Origin of the sequence: Pseudomonas sp. HMSC067G02 (assembly GCF_001813485.1) — a bacterium.
Lineage (GTDB): Bacteria > Pseudomonadota > Gammaproteobacteria > Pseudomonadales > Pseudomonadaceae > Pseudomonas > Pseudomonas aeruginosa.
In genome coordinates, this window is the sequence record NZ_KV812662.1 from 1 (window position 1) to 335 (window position 335).

General features: G+C 58.8%; 1 pseudogene. It reads right to left on the minus strand.

The window, feature by feature from the left end:
- Positions 1 to 335, minus strand: a pseudogene (locus tag HMPREF2914_RS10890) (transposase); the annotation flags it as partial.

Consider the following 335-nt stretch of genomic DNA (forward strand, 5'->3'; position numbering starts at 1 on the left):
GAAGACGGTGGACGTAGTAGCAAGACCGCGCCACATCGAAAGCTGAACAGACCACTTCCACCGACTCCTGCTCACTCAACTGGTCTATCAGCGCGTACGATCGAGTTCGTCCGACATCAAGAGAGCGGTAGCCTTTTTTAATATCGCTTTCTCCCGCTCCAACCGGTTGATCCGGGCTTCCAGCTCCTGGATCTTTTGCTGCTCAGGCGTCAACGCCTTGCTCTTCGGGGTCACACCCTGGCGCTCCGCCTCGAGCTGCTTCACCCAACGGCGCAAGGCCGAATCCACCACCCCCAGCGAACGGCAGGCGTCGATATGGCTGTAGCCTTGGTCCA